Source organism: Ruegeria pomeroyi DSS-3 (assembly GCF_000011965.2).
GTDB lineage: Bacteria > Pseudomonadota > Alphaproteobacteria > Rhodobacterales > Rhodobacteraceae > Ruegeria_B > Ruegeria_B pomeroyi.
Window position 1 is genome coordinate 1,563,055 of sequence record NC_003911.12, and the last position, 12,277, is coordinate 1,575,331.

9 protein-coding genes are annotated in these 12,277 nt (G+C 65.9%); 8 read left to right on the forward strand and 1 reads right to left on the reverse strand.

Going from position 1 to position 12,277, the window contains the following annotated elements:
* The first annotated feature begins 10 nt into the window (after positions 1-10).
* From SPO_RS07590 to SPO_RS07625, 8 genes are all read left to right on the forward strand, one after another.
* On the forward strand, positions 11-1,159 hold the full coding sequence (locus SPO_RS07590; RefSeq protein WP_202807077.1) for a substrate-binding domain-containing protein: 1,149 nt from the start codon (positions 11-13) through the stop codon (positions 1,157-1,159).
* A 10-nt stretch (positions 1,160-1,169) separates the two neighbouring features.
* Positions 1,170-2,018 (forward strand): branched-chain amino acid ABC transporter permease, encoded by an 849-nt coding sequence (locus SPO_RS07595; RefSeq protein ID WP_011047228.1) that lies wholly within the window; start codon positions 1,170-1,172, stop codon positions 2,016-2,018.
* A complete protein-coding gene (locus SPO_RS07600; protein ID WP_011047229.1) occupies positions 1,993-3,741 on the forward strand; it encodes a branched-chain amino acid ABC transporter ATP-binding protein/permease in 1,749 nt (582 codons plus the stop codon). Before SPO_RS07595 ends, SPO_RS07600 begins: the two co-directional genes overlap by 26 nt.
* Positions 3,738-4,421 (forward strand): ATP-binding cassette domain-containing protein, encoded by a 684-nt coding sequence (locus tag SPO_RS07605; protein WP_011047230.1) that lies wholly within the window; start codon positions 3,738-3,740, stop codon positions 4,419-4,421. The genes SPO_RS07600 and SPO_RS07605 overlap by 4 nt, the downstream gene beginning before the upstream one ends.
* Positions 4,422-4,702: 281 nt before the next feature.
* Positions 4,703-5,974 (forward strand): 2-hydroxychromene-2-carboxylate isomerase, encoded by a 1,272-nt coding sequence (locus SPO_RS07610; RefSeq protein WP_044028097.1) that lies wholly within the window; start codon positions 4,703-4,705, stop codon positions 5,972-5,974.
* 238 nt (positions 5,975-6,212) lie between these two features.
* Complete coding sequence (locus SPO_RS07615; RefSeq protein ID WP_011047232.1) at positions 6,213-6,920, forward strand: ABC transporter ATP-binding protein; 708 nt, start codon at positions 6,213-6,215, stop codon at positions 6,918-6,920.
* A gap of 7 nt (positions 6,921-6,927) precedes the next feature.
* Positions 6,928-9,291 (forward strand): ABC transporter permease, encoded by a 2,364-nt coding sequence (locus SPO_RS07620; protein ID WP_011047233.1) that lies wholly within the window; start codon positions 6,928-6,930, stop codon positions 9,289-9,291.
* Complete coding sequence (locus SPO_RS07625; protein WP_011047234.1) at positions 9,288-10,538, forward strand: efflux RND transporter periplasmic adaptor subunit; 1,251 nt, start codon at positions 9,288-9,290, stop codon at positions 10,536-10,538. Before SPO_RS07620 ends, SPO_RS07625 begins: the two co-directional genes overlap by 4 nt.
* Positions 10,539-10,573: 35 nt before the next feature.
* Here the strand turns inward: SPO_RS07625 and SPO_RS07630 are convergent, their stop codons facing one another.
* Positions 10,574-12,082: a fumarate hydratase gene (locus SPO_RS07630; protein WP_011047235.1), complete on the reverse strand. Its 1,509-nt coding sequence runs from the start codon at positions 12,080-12,082 to the stop codon at positions 10,574-10,576.
* Positions 12,083-12,277 lie beyond the last annotated feature (195 nt).

The following is a 12,277-nucleotide window of genomic DNA, read 5'->3' on the forward strand; positions in this document are numbered from 1 at the left end:
GAGAAGAATGATGTTCAAAATGAAAGCGAAACTCTTGGCGGGCGCCGCTGTGGCGCTGGTTCTGGGCACGGCATCCGCCGTTGCCGATATCAAGGTCGGGGTGCTGCTGCCGGAGTCCGGCCCGGCGGGCCTGTTCGGGCCATCCACCCGCAACTCGGCCCTGTTGGCCGCCGAGGCGATCAATGCCGGTGGCGGCATCAACGGCGAACAGATCGAGCTGGTCTTTGCGGATGTCGGTGTACCGCCCGCCGAAGCGGCCCAGGCCGCATTGCGCCTGTGGAAGGGGCAGGGCGCTCAGGCCTTTGTCGGCATGCATGACTCGGCGGTGCGCGAGGCGCTGATCGGGCGTTTCAACGGGCAGGTTCCCTATGTCTATACACCTGTCTACGAGGGCAACTCCTGTGCGCCCGGCCTTTATGTCACCGGCGAGACGCCAAGCCAGCAGCTTGCGCCGGTGATCCCCTATCTTGCCGGGAAAGAGGGCGTGTCGAAATGGTATCTGATCGGCCATGACTATAACTGGCCCCGTGATACCAATGCCCTGGCCAAGGGATATATCGCCGAGGCGGGCGGCGAGGTCGTTGGCGAAGAATACGTGCCGTTCACGGTCAGCGAGTTCGACTCCTCGCTGCAACGTATCCGGGAGAGCGGCGCCGATGCGGTTCTGATCACGCTTGTGGGCGGCGGCTCGGTCGGCTTCAACGTCAGCTTTGCCGGCTTTGGCCTGGATGATCAGGCGATCCGCCTGGGCACGCTGATCGAGGAAAACACCCTGGCCGGGATCGGGGCGGAGAATGCCGACAGGTTGTATTCCTCCTCGGGCTATTTCGCCTCGATCAAGACCGAGGCGGCGGCGTCTTTCGCGGCCGATTACGCAGCTGCCTTTGGGGGGGACGGGGCCGCGCTGAACGGTCTTGGTCAATCGGCCTATGAGGGGCTGATGCTGCTTGCAGCGCTGGCCAACAAGGCCGGAAGCCTGGATGTTGCGGCCATGGATGCCGCTGCCGAGGGCACCAGCTGGACCTCGCCACGGGGCGCCAATGTCCTGACCGGTCGCCATATGGCGCAGACGATCTATCTTGCCGATGGCAGCGGTGGCGCCTTCGAGGTCGTTGCCGCGTTTGACAGCGTAGCCTCCTCCGAAGCCTGCACGAACTGATCGCCCGGCCATGTCATCCGTTCTGTTTCTGAACCTCGCCTGGCAGATCAGCACCCTGGCGCTGGTGGCCCTGGGGCTTGCCATCGTGTTCGGCAAGTTGCGGATCATGAACATGGCGCATGGCGAATTCGTGATGATCGGGGCCTATGCCCCGGTCATCACATCGTCGCTGGGCCTGTCTGGGTGGTGGCAGCTTCCCGTTTGTCTTCTGAGCGTCGGGCTGGTTGCCTTCGTGCTCGAGCGTGCGATCATCCGCCACCTTTATGGCCGGATGTTCGACAGCCTTCTGGCCACCTGGGGCATTGCCATTCTGCTGCGTGAAACGGTCGAGCTGATCTTTGGGCGCGGCTATCAATCGGTCAGCCCGCCAATCGGCGGCACGCTCCGCCTGTTCGGGGCCGATTATCCCGCCTATCGCATCGCCGTGATCGTCGGCATCGTCTTGGGATTCGCGGCCCTTTACTGGTGGAGCACCCGGTCCCGCGTTGCGGTCCGGATCAAGGCGATGGTCGGCAACCCCGAGCTGGCCGAAGCCGTCGGTATCGACACCGCCCGATTGTCCGCCGGCGCTTTCGTCTTTGGCTGCTGCACCGCCGGGTTGGCCGGGCTGGTTCTGGCACCAACCATCCGCATCGAACCGATGATGGGGCTCGATTACCTGATCCGGTCGTTCTTTGCCCTTGTCGTCGGCGGCCTTGGCAGCCTCGAGGGGCTGGGCATCGGCGCGGGCATCATCGCGGGAACGCAATCCGTCCTCGGAGCAGTCGCCAACCAGACCTATGGCTATCTGGCAGTTCTCACTCTCTCGATCCTCTTTCTCTGGGTGAAGCCCGATGGCATCCGTTCTTCTTCCCGTTAGCCTGCTTCTGGCGGCGCTGCTTCTGATCCCCGAGCTGTTCGGGGATTTCACGGCCTATCAGATCGGCCTTTACCTGATCTATGGCATCGCGGCTCAGGGCATCGGCTTTCTCTGGGGCAAGACCGGGGTTTTGCCGCTGGGGCAGGCGCTGTTCTTCGGCTTTGCGGCTTATGTCACCGCCATCACCCTGCGCGCCGAAACCGGCCTGATCACGGAGCTGGCGCTTGCCGTTGCCGTACTGGTCGCGATTGCCGTGTTTGCCTGCGCCCTGGCCGCCCTGATCTTTCGGGGGCGTAATGACAGCGGGCCCTACTTCTCGCTGATCACGCTGGCGCTGGTGATGATCGCCGAACAGATCGCGGGCACGGCGACCACCCTGACCGGCGGTTTCAACGGGCTGAGCGGTTTCGACAGCCTCGGCAAGCTCGACCCGTTTGCCGGTTTCTACTACGTCATCGTCGGGGTCACGGTTGCGGTCAGCCTGCTGCTTTTTGTGTTGAACAGGCTGCCGGTCAACCTGATCGCCAGGGCGGTGGCGGATAACGAGCCGCGCCTGCAATTGCTTGGCTTTCCCACTCATATCATCAAGGGGGCGGCCTTTGCCTTTTCTGCCGTCATCGCGGCGCTGGCGGGGGGGGGCTGTTTGCCTTCGCATCAGGGGATCGTGACCCCGACTTCGATGGGATTTGGCCTGTCGGCAGAGCTGGTGATCCTAACTGCCGTGGGCGGGCGCTATCACGTGCTTGGTCCCCTGATCGGGGCGGTGCTGGTCGGCTGGGCCTCGGCCGAGCTGCGCGACAGTTTCCCCTATTGGGAACTTCTGATGGCGGTGGCCTTCATCCTTGTCGTGTTGAAGGCGCCCGGCGGGATCGCGGAACTGCTGGAGGCCGGATACCGGCGCGTGCGCGCCACGAAACCCGGTGCCCCCTCCAAGGTCATTGCCGCCCCGCCCACCAAGGCGGTCGACGCGGCGGGCCCCTTGCGCTTTGACGATGTTCATCTGCAAATCGGCGTCGTCCGGATCCTGAATGGCGTGTCTTTCCAGACCCCCGCCACCGGGATCGTCAGCATCATCGGCCCCAACGGCGCGGGCAAGACCAGCACGCTGAACACCATCACCGGCAATCTGCGCATAACCGGTGGCCGCATTACGTTCGGCAGGCGCAAGATCGACTCCCGCCCGCCCTACAAGGCCCTGCACAGCGGAATTGGCCGCAAGTTGCAGGTGCCTTCGGTGTTCTTCTCGATGAGCGTGTCGGAAAACCTTGCGATTGCGATGATGGCGAACCGGTCGCGGCTGCTCGATCTGCTGCGCCCCTCGACCTATCGCTGGCGCTCACGGTCGCTGTCAGACCTGCTTGACCATCCCTCGGTACCGTTGAAGGAAGAGCTTGTCGAACCGGTCGACCACCTGCCACAGGGCCACCGCCAGTTTCTGGAATATGCCATGACGATCGCGGCGGAACCGCAGGTCTTGCTGCTGGACGAACCCTGTGCGGGTCTGTCGCCGGATGAAACGGCGCTGATGACCGATCTGGTACGACACTATCAGGCCGAAACGGGCGGGCTGGTGATCGTGATCGAGCACGACATGAGTATCGTCGAGGCGATCTCTGACAAGGTGCTGGTGATGCATCTGGGGCAGGTTCTGGCGTTCGATACGTTCGAACAGGTCCGCCGCAACCCAGAGGTTCAGGCCGTTTATGCCGGAGGCACGAAATGAGCGCATTGCTTGAAATCGACGCCCTGACCGGCGGGTATCGCGATACCAATGTCCTGTTCGGACTCTCCGCCCGGATCGACGCGGGCAGCGTTCTGGGTGTCTTCGGCAGGAACGGTGTGGGCAAGACCACGCTCGCCCGGCTGGTACAGGGAAGCCTGCTCGCCGTCAGCGGAGACATTCGGATATCGGGGCATTCCGTCGCTGCCCGCCCGGCACATGTTAGAAGAGCGATGGGGATCGGCTATATGCCACAGACTTCGATGGTGTTCGACGATCTGACCGTCAGAGAGAACCTGAACCTGGGCACCAACCGGGACACGCCTGAGCGCTATTTCGAGCGCTTTCCCAGGCTGGCGGAGCGGCTGGACCAGCCGGCGGGCACCATGTCGGGGGGCGAGCGCAAGATCCTGGCCTTTGTCCGCACGATGATCGAAGACACCAGCATTCTCGTTCTCGATGAACCCTCCGAGGGCGTCCAGCCCGAAAACATCGAGCTGATGGCGGACTGCCTTGAGGAGCGTGCGGCGGCGGGGGCGGCAGTGCTGTTATGCGAACAGAACCTTGGCTTTCTGGCGCGCATTTCAACCGGGTATCTGGGGCTTGATGCGGGCAAGGTGGTGCTGGAGAAACCTGCAGACGAGGTATCGGTTGCGCAATTGAGGTCGGTCTTGAGCCTCTAGTCAGAACCGGCCGTTTCACCCCCGGTTGAAATCCCGCCGTGCGGGCCTTGCCTGTCATGCCACCTGCATAGGACACAAGCAGATGGTGCGGAATTGATTTGACCTTGGCGAGGGCAGGCCGCGAAATGGCCAGGCGGCTTTGTTCATCAAAGCTTATCCGAGCATTAAACAGGGTGACAACGACATGAATGGGCCGCGCCCGATATCAACCGGACAGGGCCATCACCTGTCATGCGACCTTTCTGTCTTGGGCTTTGAGCCGTCCCGGTATTGGAAATCAGATGTCCTTTGATAGCCTGGTCAAGTCGCGCATCATCGCGCATATCGTCGGCGAACGGCGCCAGATGCAAAGGCGCGCCGCGTTCGAACGCCGCCGCGCCCGCCGGGGGGCGGGGCATGTCGTGGATTATTTCCATGACATGGCCGACCCTTACTGTCACCTGACGGCGCAGGTGCTGCACCGTTTTCAGGAACGCTACGACATCGCGCTGCGCCCGCACCTGATATCCGGGCCGCCGGACTGGGCCGCGCCCGACCGGGCCGGGCTGGACGCCTATGCACGGGCGGATGCCGCGCGGCTGGCGCAAAGGGCGGGGCTTTCCTTTCCGGCGACACCTGTGCCCCCCACCGCCGAACGGCTGGCCAGGGCCCGCGCTCAGTTGGCCGCATCGCTGACGCAACCCGATTTCGCGCAGACAGCCGTTGCGCTCTCCAACGCGGTGTGGCAGGGCGCCGCGTTTCCCACCGCGCCCGAGACCGACCCGGCCGAGGCGATGGCGCAGGGCGATGCCCGGCTTGCGCAACAGGGGCACTATCTTGGCGCAACCTTCTGTTATGGCGGCGAATGGTACTGGGGTCTCGACAGGCTGCATTACCTCGAGACCAGATTGCGCGCGCTTGGTGCCGCCAGGCCCGGTGCGCCCACGGACCTTATCTTCTCACCACCCGACCCCGACCCGCAGCCCGCCCATCACCGGGGGGAAGTGATCGAGGCCTTCATCTCCTTTCGCAGCCCGTATTCCTATCTTGCCTTTGACCGCGCCCGCGACCTTGCCCGGGCCCGTGGGGCCGAATTCCGCTTTCGCCCGGTTCTGCCGATGGTCATGCGCGGCCTGCCGGTGCCCAGGGCGAAACGGCTCTACATCATCCATGATGCCGCCCGCGAGGCGCGGCGGCTGGGCCTTCCCTTTGGCCGTATCTGCGACCCGCTGGGGCTGGCGGTCGAGCGCGGCTATGCCTTGATCGGATATGCGCGCGAGGCCGGGCGGCTTGACGATTATGCCTCAAGCTTTCTGCGCGGGGTCTGGGCAGAGGGGATCGATGCCCGGACCGACCGCGGTCTGGCGCGGATCGTCGAACGGGCCGGCCTTGACTGGGATCGGGCCAGGCCCCGGCTTCAGAGCGACGCCTGGCGCGCGGAGGTGGAAGACAACCGCAACGCCCTGAGCGCACTCGGCCTTTGGGGCGTTCCCAGCTTTCGCGTCGAGGACAGGGCGTTTTGGGGGCAGGACCGGCTGTGGCTGTTCGATACAGACCGCGCCAAAGGCAGCTGAATACCCCCACTGGCTATTCCTCGCCTGCATATCCTTGGGTGACAAACGGCTTTTGGTACATGCGCTCGCCCCGGCGGCCCATCGGCGCGCAGATCGGCATGTGCGGTGTATCGCCGCCCTCGGGCCGAAGCCGGCCCGCCTGCCTTGCTGAGACCGGGTGTGCCGCCCTAGATTGAGTTCGAACAGGGGAGTGTCGCGGATCAGGCGAAAGACCCGGGCAGAGTGGAAAGGTGCGGTCTTGACCGAGAACACGTATACCATTCGAAATCTAAAGAAGATTTACGGCCACGGAGAGACCGCCGTTCATGCCCTGCGGGGTGTCGATCTGGACATTCCGGCGGGCGAGTTCGTGGTCCTGCTCGGGGCCTCGGGCAGCGGGAAATCGACGCTTCTCAACATTATCGGAGGGCTCGACAGGGCCAGCGAAGGAACCGCGCTGTTTCGTGATCGCGAACTGACCACGATGTCGGACAGCGAACTGACCCGATACCGGCGCGACCATGTGGGCTTTGTCTTTCAGTTCTACAACCTGATGCCCAGCCTGACCGCGCGCGAGAATGTCGAGCTGGTGACCGAGATCGCCCGCGATCCGATGGATGCCGATACCGCGCTGGCGCTGGTGGGGCTGGCCGAGCGGGCCGGGCATTTTCCCGCCCAGCTCTCGGGCGGGGAACAGCAGCGGGTGGCAATTGCCCGCGCGGTGGCCAAACAGCCCGATGTGCTGTTCTGCGACGAACCCACGGGCGCGCTGGACAGCACCACGGGGCGCGCGGTGCTGCAAGTGCTCAAGGAGGTGAACGAACGCCTGGGCGCCACCGTGCTGGTGGTCACCCATGCGGCGTCGCAGGCGGCCATGGCCGACCGGGTGATCCGGTTCGGCGACGGGCAGGTGATCGAGGTCAAGGTGAACGAGACCAAGCTGACCCCGGAGCAGATCGAATGGTAGGCGGGCGATGTCAGCGCTGAGCCTCAAACTCGGCCGCGATCTGTGGCGGATCAAGGGCCAGGCCGTCGCCATCGCCCTGGTGGTGGCGGTGGGGGTGCTGCTTCAGGTCATGCAGACAGGTCTGGTGCGCAGCCTCGACGAGACCCGGCGTGCCTATTACGAACGCTATCGGCTGGCCGAGGTCTTTGCCCCGGTCACCCGGGCGCCGGTCCTTGCCGCCGCCGAGCTGCGCAAGATCGCCGGCGTCGCCGCGGTCGAAACCCGGGTGGTGGGCGCCGCGCTGGTCGATCTGCCCGGCGCGGTGGTTCCGGTGCGGGCACAGGTCACCTCGCTGCCGGGGCTTGGCGCGCCCCGGCTGAACGATGTGCTGCTGACCGACGGGCGCGGCCTGTCGCGTGAACGTCCCGATGAAATCCTTCTGTTGCAAAGCTTTGCCCGCGCGCATGACCTGAGCCCGGGCGACCGGATCAGCGCCACCATGAACGGGGCGCGACACGAGTTCACCATCTCGGGCCTCGCCGTCTCTCCCGAGTTCATCTATACCACCGCGCCGGGCGAGCTGGTGCCCGATGACAGCCGATTTGCCGTTCTGTGGATGACCCGGACCGCGCTGGAGGCGGCGTTCGACATGGATGGCGCCTTTAACGAGGCGCTGCTGTCACTGTCGCGCGGGACCCAGCCCGACGCGGTGATGGCCGAACTGGACCGGCTGCTGGACCGCTATGGCGGCACCGGCGCCTATGCGCTGGACGATCTGCCCTCGAACAAGTTCGTGGTCGAGGAGATCGCGGGCCTCAAACGCACCTCTGCGACGGTGCCGCCGGTCTTCATGGCGGTGGCGGCCTTCCTGCTCTACATCGTGATCTCGCGCTTGGTGGATGCCGAGCGCAAGGAGATCGGGCTGATGAAGGCCTTTGGCTATACCAGCTGGGAAGTGGGGGCGCATTACCTCAAGATGGTGCTGGTGATCGCGGTGGGGGGCGCGGCCCTGGGCGGGGTGCTGGGCATTCTGGCGGGGCGCTGGATGGTCGATCTCTACATGCTCTATTACAAGTTTCCCTTTCTGGTGTTCCGGCTTGACCCGTCCAGTTTCGCAACCGGTTTCGGGGTCAGCGTTCTGGCTGCCTCGGGCGGTGGGCTGCTGGTGTTGCGGCGGGTCTTTGCCCTGACCCCGGCGGTGGCGATGCGCCCGGCGGCGCCCGCCGATTACAGCCGCGCCCGCCCGCTGGCGGGCTGGCTGGGCCGGGTGGTCGATCAACCCACGCGCATGGTGCTGCGCCGGCTGGTGCGCCAGCCGGTCCGCATGGGCGGGGCGATTGCCGGGGTCGGGGCGGCCACCGCGCTGGGCGCGGCGATGGCCTCGCTGCTGGCCAGCTATGACACCATGGTCGAGCTGAGCTTTGGCATCCTTGACCGCAGCGATGTCACCGTCACCTTCATCCACCCGATCGCCGAGCAGGGCCGGCATGATCTGGCCGCCATTCCCGGCGTCATCGAGGTGGAGCCGATCCGGGTGGTCAGCGCGGTGCTGCGCAACGGGCGTCACAGCTATCGCGGCGCGGTCAACGGCATGATCGAGGCGCCGCGCCTGTACCGCGCGGTCGATGCGGACATGACTGATATCCCGATCCGCCGCGACGGCATCATCCTGTCCACAGGTCTGGCGCGCGAACTGGATATCGCGGCGGGCGACCGTCTGGTTCTGGATGTGCGCGAGGGCCGTCGCCCTCTTGTCGAGGTCCCCGTCAGCGGCATTTCGGAAAGCCTGATCGGCTCGCCCGCCTATATGGAGATCGGCGCGCTCAATCGCCTGCTGAAGGAGCCGCAGCGGATCTCGGGCGCCTTCCTGCGGGTCGATCCGGCACAGGGTGACAGTGTCTACCGCATCCTCAAGGATCGGCCCATGGTGGCGGGCGTGGCCCTGAAATCCGAGACCCGCGCCGCGCTGCGCGAGGTGCTGGACCGGGGCGCCGGCGCCATGCGCTATGTCATGGCGCTGGTGGCCGGGGTGATTACATTCGGGGTGATCTACAACGCCGCCCGGGTCGCCCAGGCCGAGCGCGAGCGCGATCTGGCGGGGTTGCGGGTGCTTGGCTTTACCCGGGGCGAGGTCGCCTTTGTCCTGCTGGGAGAGCTGGCGGTGGTGGTGGTGCTGGCGATGCCCCTGGGGGCGCTGGGCGGCTATTGGCTGAACCTTGCGGTTTCGGCGGGGTTCAGCACCGACCTTTATCAGATTCCGGCCAGTTTCGGACTGGTCGGGTTCGGTCAGGCGATGATCGTGGTGCTGATCGCGGCGCTGCTGTCGGGCTGGCTGGTGAAACGCGATATCGACAGGACCGACCTGATCCTGGCGCTGAAAAACAGAGAGTGACGACATTGGCCCGGCAACAGAGACGATCCCGCAGCTTTCTGACCCTTGTTACCGCGCTGGGCGTGGCCGGCTTTCTGGCCTATGCCTTCTGGCCGCGCCCGATGCTGGTGGACATGGCCGAGGTCGTGCAGGGCCGCATGGTGCTCACCATCGACGAAGAGGGGCGCACCCGGGTCAAGGAACCCTATGTGGTCTCCTCTCCGGTGGCCGGAGAGTTGCAGCGCGTCACGGTCGAGCCGGGCGAAGTGGTCGAGCGGGGCAAGACCGTGGTGGCGCAGATGCGCCCCGCAAACCCCTCGGCGCTGGATGTGCGCACCCGCGAACAGGCCCATGCCGCCGTCACCGCCGCCGAGGCGGCGCTGCGTCTGGCCCATGCCGACCTGAACGCGGCCGAGGCCAAACGCGACTTTGCCGAAAGCGAGCTGGACCGCGCCGGCAAGCTGGTCGAGCGCGGCGTGACCAGCCAGGTCACCCTGCAACGGGCAGAGCAGGAGGCGCGGGTGGCGCGCGCCAATCTGGACACGGTGAGCGCCGCCATCGCCATGCGCGAGGCAGAGCTGGCCAATGCCCGCGCGCAGCTGATCGGCTTTGACGACGCGGCGCTGGGCGCCGTGCTTTCCGAGCGCAATCCCGAAGGTTACAGCATTCCGCTGCGCGCGCCCATCGACGGCACCATCCTGAAGGTGATCCAGAAGAGCGAGACCACCCTGCCGGCCGGTGCCCCGATCCTGGAAATCGGCGATATCGAGGGCGATCTGGAGGTGATGGCCGAGCTGCTCTCCTCGGACGCGGTGCAGGTGCAGACCGGGGATCGGGTGATCATCACCAATTGGGGCGGCGCGCGCGATCTGGTCGGTATCGTCAGCCGGATCGACCCCTATGGCTATACCAAACATTCCGCCCTGGGGGTCGAGGAACAGCGGGTGCAGGTCATCATCCAGTTCGAGACGCCCAGCGACAAGCGCGAGAACCTGGGCCATGGCTACAGGGTCGAGGTGCAGATCGTGGTCTGGGAGCGCGAGGATGCGCTGATCGTGCCCTCGGCGGCGCTGTTCCGCCATGGCGACGCCTGGGCGGTGTTTGCGGTCGAGGAGGGGCGCGCGGCGCTGCGCGAGGTCGAGGCCGGGCGCAACAACGGGCGCGAGGCCGAGATCCTGTCGGGGCTGGAACCCGGCGCGCGAGTGGTGCTGTTCCCCTCGGCGGAACTGGTCGAGGGGATGAAACTGGCGCAGCGCCAGCTGGATTGAGGGGCGCGCGGGACGGTTCCCGCGCGCCTTGCGCCTCAGCTGCCTGCGGCAGTGGCGCGGCGCCACTTGGCCGGGCCGGTCTGGTGGATCGAGTTGCCCTGGGTGTCGACCGCGACACTCACCGGCATATCCTCGACCCTCAGCTCATAGATGGCTTCCATCCCCAGGTCCTGGAACGCCACCGGCCTGGCCGCCTTGATCGCCTTGGACACCAGATAGGCCGCACCGCCCACCGCGATCAGATAGGCCGCCTTGTGCTTGGCAATGGCCTCGATGGCGACCGGGCCGCGCTCGGCCTTGCCGACCATCACCTTGAGCCCGGTATCGCCCAGGATACGGTCGGTGAACTTGTCCATCCGGGTCGAGGTGGTCGGGCCCGCCGGGCCGATCACCTCGTCGCCCACCGCATCGACGGGACCGACGTAATAGATCGCCTTGCCCTTCAGGTCGACGGGCAGCGGCTCACCCTTGTCGAGCATGTCGACCATCCGCTTATGCGCGGCGTCACGGCCCGTATAGAGCGTGCCCGAGAGCAGCAGTGTCTGCCCCGGCTCCAGCGACGCCAGCACCGTGTCGTTCAGATCGTCGAGGTCCAGCCGCGTCGCCTGCGCCCCGGCCGCATCCAGCAGGATGTCGGGATAAAGGTCCATCGAGGGCGGGGTGAATTCCGCAGCCCCCGACCCGTCGAGGGTGAAATGCACATGCCTTGTGGCGGCGCAGTTGGGGATCAGCCCCACGGGCAGCGAGGCCGCATGGGTCGGAAAGCTCTTGATCTTGACGTCAAGCACGGTGGTCACGCCACCCAGGCCCTGTGCGCCGATGCCCAGCGCGTTGACGCGGTCATAGATTTCCAGCCGCAGCTCCTCGGTCTTGTCCGAGGGGCCGCGACGCAGCAGGTCGGACATGTCGAGCGGTTCGCTCAGCGCCTGTTTGGCCAGCGCCATCGCCTTGTCCGCATTGCCGCCCACGCCGATGCCCAGCACGCCCGGCGGGCACCAGCCCGCGCCCAGCGTCTCGACCGTCTGCACCACCCAGTCGGCCACATTGCCCGAGGGGTTGAGCGTGGTGAATTTCGACTTGTTCTCGGATCCGCCGCCCTTGGCCGCGACCTCGACCTCGATCGTGTCGCCGGCGACCATCTCGACCGTCAGCATGCAGGGCGTGTTGTCGCCCGAGTTCTTGCGGGCGCCGAACGGGTCGACCACCACGCTGGCGCGCAGCGGGTTGGTGTCGCGCTGATAGCCTTGGCGGGTGCCCTCGTCACAGATCTCCTGCAGCGAGCGGGAGAAGTCGGTCTTGGCCTGCACCCCGACCTTGACGTGGATATTGGCGGCGCCGGTGTCCTGACAGATCGGGCGGCGGCCCATGGCGCACATGCGCGAATTGACCAGGATCTGCGCCATCGCGGCCTTGGCGCCGGGGTTCTCCTCGCGCTCCCAGGCGCTGGTCATGGTGCCGATGAAATCGGCCGGGTGGTAATACGAGATATATTGCAGCGCCTCGGCGATGCTTTCGATCATGTCGCTTTCGCGGATCACGCCCATGTCGGTCCTCCTGGGTACGGCGGGCCGCGCCGGGGGCGCGCGGGTTGCCGGGTTGCCTGATCTATGCGTCCGGTCACGCGGGTGGGCGACCGGTTTCAGCGGGGTTTAGCGCGATTCCGGGGGTTGCTTCCATAGGGATATGCCCGGTGCGGCCTCGCGCCCCAATCGGGGCTTGCCTGTCGCGGCGCGCTGGCG

Excerpts from the sequence above, each read along its gene's own strand:
- SPO_RS07590 (WP_202807077.1), top strand. The coding sequence starts at position 11 with ATGTTCAAAATGAAAGCGAAACTCTTGGCGGGCGCCGCTGTGGCGCTG.
- SPO_RS07605 (WP_011047230.1), top strand. The coding sequence starts at position 3,738 with ATGAGCGCATTGCTTGAAATCGACGCCCTGACCGGCGGGTATCGCGAT.
- SPO_RS07595 (WP_011047228.1), top strand. The coding sequence starts at position 1,170 with ATGTCATCCGTTCTGTTTCTGAACCTCGCCTGGCAGATCAGCACCCTG.
- SPO_RS07610 (WP_044028097.1), top strand. The coding sequence starts at position 4,703 with ATGTCCTTTGATAGCCTGGTCAAGTCGCGCATCATCGCGCATATCGTC.
- SPO_RS07600 (WP_011047229.1), top strand. The coding sequence starts at position 1,993 with ATGGCATCCGTTCTTCTTCCCGTTAGCCTGCTTCTGGCGGCGCTGCTT.
- SPO_RS07620 (WP_011047233.1), top strand. The coding sequence starts at position 6,928 with ATGTCAGCGCTGAGCCTCAAACTCGGCCGCGATCTGTGGCGGATCAAG.
- SPO_RS07630 (WP_011047235.1), bottom strand. The coding sequence starts at position 12,082 with ATGGGCGTGATCCGCGAAAGCGACATGATCGAAAGCATCGCCGAGGCG.